The organism is Streptomyces sp. NPDC059456 (assembly GCF_042750055.1).
GTDB lineage: Bacteria > Actinomycetota > Actinomycetes > Streptomycetales > Streptomycetaceae > Streptomyces.
Genome location: NZ_JBHYVA010000764.1, coordinates 1 through 3,842 on the forward strand (window position 1 = coordinate 1; position 3,842 = coordinate 3,842).

General features: G+C 74.7%; 3 protein-coding genes. 2 read left to right on the forward strand and 1 reads right to left on the reverse strand.

Translation table 11 applies throughout. The features are described 5' to 3' along the window. A partial coding sequence (locus tag ACFXA3_RS38010) for an AMP-binding protein (RefSeq protein ID WP_385195124.1) occupies positions 1–683 on the reverse strand: 683 nt, incomplete at its 3' end. Between the two features lie 180 nt (positions 684–863). Here ACFXA3_RS38010 and ACFXA3_RS38015 point away from each other — a divergent pair. Both ACFXA3_RS38015 and ACFXA3_RS38020 read left to right on the forward strand, forming a co-directional pair. After that, positions 864–1,760, forward strand: coding sequence for a TauD/TfdA dioxygenase family protein (locus ACFXA3_RS38015; RefSeq protein ID WP_385195127.1), 897 nt, complete (start codon positions 864–866; stop codon positions 1,758–1,760). 55 nt (positions 1,761–1,815) lie between these two features. Further along, positions 1,816–3,789 (forward strand): alpha/beta hydrolase family protein, encoded by a 1,974-nt coding sequence (locus ACFXA3_RS38020; protein ID WP_385195129.1) that lies wholly within the window; start codon positions 1,816–1,818, stop codon positions 3,787–3,789. Positions 3,790–3,842: the final 53 nt, after the last annotated feature.

The following is a 3,842-nucleotide window of genomic DNA, read 5'->3' on the forward strand; positions in this document are numbered from 1 at the left end:
GCAGTGCGGCCCCCGCCGCGGCGAAAGCGGCGCGGGGCACTGCACACCGGGTCAATGGGTGTCCCCCAGCGATTGTCCGAACCGGGCGCCATTAGGCCTCCGGGCCCGGGGCGGCCCCCGCGCCCCGGCCCGCCCCCCCCGCCCCCGCCGGCGCAGGCGGGCCGGCGGCCGCGGCCCCCGCCGCCGCCCGGTCGGTCGGCCGCCGGTTCCCGGGCGGTGGAGCCGGCGTCGACCAGGGGTACGTCGAGCCCGGTGAGACGGTGGCGTGATGCCTCGGTGACGAGGACGGCGTCGACTTGGGCGTCCGTCAGGATGTCGGTGACGCGCAGGTCGGGGTGGGAGACGTCCACGGGTACGTACGCGGCTCCGCAGCGCATCGCGCCGAGCACGGCGGCGACCATCGCGAGGGAGGGTTCGACCAGCACGCCGACGCGTCCGCCGCGGCGGACGCCCGCCTCGGTGAGCGCGGCCGCGACGCGGGCGGCCCAGGCGTCGAGGTCGCCGTACGCGATGCTGCTCGCGCCGCAGCTGACGGCGGTGCGGGCGGGGCCGGTCCGGGCGAATCCCGCGACGAGTTCGTGCACCGGCGGCCTGGGGCCGACGGGCAGCGGCTCGCCCTCTCCGGTGGGGCGGAGCGCGCCGGTCGGGGGCCCGGGAGGGGCGGTCAGAGTCGGCGTGGCCATCAGGAGTCCTCCACTGTTCGTCGAGACGGCCCGGGGCCGGTCCGCGTCTTCAGGAGCTTCATGCCAGGCAATATTGCCAGGCGAGTCACATTCATGGCAACCTCTTGCCAGATCTGGAAAGTCAATCTGGTGAACCGGAACGCCCGGTGAACCGGAATACCCATGGGAAAGGCAAGAGCCATGACTGAAACCCTGCAGGCGCAGACCGGTGTGACGGTCACTCCGCTGACCGGGAACATCGGCGCCGTGATCGGCGGCGTGGACGCGGGTGACGCGCTGAGCGACGAGACGATCGCCTCGATCCGCGCCGCCCTCCTCCGGTACAAGGTGGTTTTCCTGCGCGACCAGGACCTGGACTACGCGGCGCAGACCGCCTTCGCCTCGCGCTTCGGCAAGCTGACGCTCGGGCACCCGATCTACGACGCCCCCGAAGGCCGCCCGAACCTGCGGGAGATGGACTCCAAGCAGGGCACCCGCGCCAACCACTGGCACACGGACCTCACGTTCATCGAGCGCCCGCCGGCCTTCGCGTTCCTGCACAGCAAGGTCATCCCCCCGGTGGGCGGGGACACCGTGTGGGCCAACGCCGCGACCGCGTACGCGAGCATGCCGGCGGAGCTGCGCCAGTTCGCCGACCAGCTGCGGATCGTCCACAGCAACGACTGCGACTTCACCGACGACACCGTGATCGAGCGCGGGGCCTACATCTCGACCCCGTACGAGGCGGAGCACCCCGCGGTCCGCGTCCACCCCGAGACGGGCGAACGCTCGCTGCTGCTCGGCGGGTTCGCCCGCCGGGTGGTGGGGTACGCCCCCCAGGCCTCCCGCGACCTGATCCGGGTCATGCAGGAGTACCTGACCAAGCCGGAGCACACCGTGCGCTGGCAGTGGCGCGTCGGCGACATCGCCATCTGGGACAACCAGTCGACGGCGCACTACGCCATCTACGACTACGGCAACCAGTACCGCCGCGGCGAGCGCGTCACCGTCGTGGCCCCCACCCCGGTCGGCGTGGACGGCCGGCCCAGCAGGGCCCTGCGCGGCGACACCTCCGCCTACAGCACGGGCCGGGACTGAGCGGCCGGCGCCGCCCGGACACGCAGACACGACCTCGGACATGACGGAGACACAGGTGCGCACGTCCCCTTACGGAACCTGGACCTCGCCGATCGGCGCCGCCGCGGCGGCCGCCGGGCAGAAGAAGGTCGAATGGGCCGCTTTCATCGGCGAAGAGGTCTGGTGGACCGAGTGGCGCCCCGGCGAGTCCGGACGCGTGGCGCTGGTGCGCCGGGCGCCCGACGGCTCGACCCGCGACGCGCTGGGGCCCGGGTGGAACGTGCGCACCCGGGTCATCGAGTACGGCGGGCGGCCGTGGCTGCCGCTGGGCGCGGACCCCGCCGCCGGGTTCGTGTTCACCCACTGGGACGACCAGCGGGTGTACCGGGGGGTGCCTGGGGGGCTTCCGGAGCCGATCAGTCCGGAGCCCGCGCTGCCCGGCGGGGCCGCCTACGCCGACTTCTGTCGCGTCGGGAACGAGGTCTGGTGCCTGCGCGAGGTGGCCCTCACCGCGGACCGCGCCGAGGTCCGCCGGGACCTGGTCGCCCTGCCGCTGGACGGATCCGCTGCCGCGGATCCGGCGGCCGTGCGGGTCCTGGCCGCGAGCCACCACCTGATGACCGGCCCCAAGGTCTCCCCGGACGGCCGGTACGCCTGCTGGCTCGGGTGGGAACACCCCCGGATGCCCTGGGACGGCACCGAGCTGATGGTCGCGCCGGTCGGCCCGGACGGCACCGTGGGCCCCGCCCGCGTGCTGGCGGGCGGGCCCGGCGTCGCCGTCAGCCAGGCCGAGTGGGCTCCGGACCGGCCCGGGGTCTTGTACGTGCTGAGCGACACCACCGGCTGGTGGAACCTCCACGAGCTGGACCTCGACGGGTCCGTACGCCCACTGTGCGCACGGGAGGAGGAGTTCGGCGAGGCGCTCTGGCGCATCGGCGCCCAGTGGTTCCTCCCGGTGGGCGGCGGCCGGATGTTCGTCACCCACGGGGTGGGCGCGCGACGGCTCGCGCTGCTGGGGGCCGACGGCTCGCTGACGGACCTGGACGGCCGCGAGGAGCTCACGGAGTGGGCGGTGCTGGCCACCGACGGCCGCCGGGTGGCGGTCTCGGCCGCCGGCCCGCGCAACCGGGGCGAGCTGCTGCTGGTCGGGCCGGACGGCGGGGCGCCGGAGGTGCTGCGCCCGGCGGACACCTCGTACACGGAGCACCTGCCCCCGGGCTACCACGCGGTGTTCCGCGGCCCGGAGGGCGAGGAGGTGCACGCGTACGTGTACCCGCCGCACAACCCCGGCTTCACCGCTCCGGAGGGCGAGCTGCCCCCGTACGTGGTGCAGGCGCACGGCGGCCCGACCACCCGCAGCCAGCTGGTGGCGGACCTGTCCACCGCGTTCTTCACCAGTCGGGGCATCGGCGTGGTGGACGTCCAGTACGGCGGGTCCACCGGCTTCGGGCGAGCCTACCGGGAACGGCTGCGGGAGGCCTGGGGCGTGGTCGACGTACGCGACTGCGCGACCGCGATCCGCGGCCTGGTCGCCGAGGGGAAGGCAGACCGCGGGCGGATCGGCATCCGGGGCGGCAGCGCGGGCGGCTGGACCGCCGCGGCATCACTGGCCGCCGAACCGGAGCTGTACCGCGTCGCCGGCATCTACTTCCCGCTCCTGGACCCCGAGGAGTGGCGCGCGCAGGGCACGCACGACTTCGAGTCGCGCTACCTCGAAAGCCTCATCGGCCCGTGGCCGCGGGCCGCCGCGCGGTACGCGCAGGTGTCGCCGCTGCGGCGCGCCGACCGGGTGCGCGCGCCGTTCGTGCTGTTGCAGGGGCTCGAGGACGCCGTGTGCCCGCCGGCCCAGACCGAGCGGTTCCTGGAGCGGATGCGCGAGAACGGGGTGCCGCACGCGTACCTCGCGTTCAAGGAGGAGCAGCACGGCTTCCGCATGGCGCAGACCGTCATCGACTGTCTGCACGCCGAGCTCTCCGCCTACGGGCAGGTGTTCGGCTTCGAGGCGCCGGGCGTCCCCCGGACCGAACTCGGGGTGGCCCCGCGGGCCTGACCCCCACCCGCTGCCCCCGCCCCGTTCGGGGGGGGGGGGGGGCGCGCGGGCGC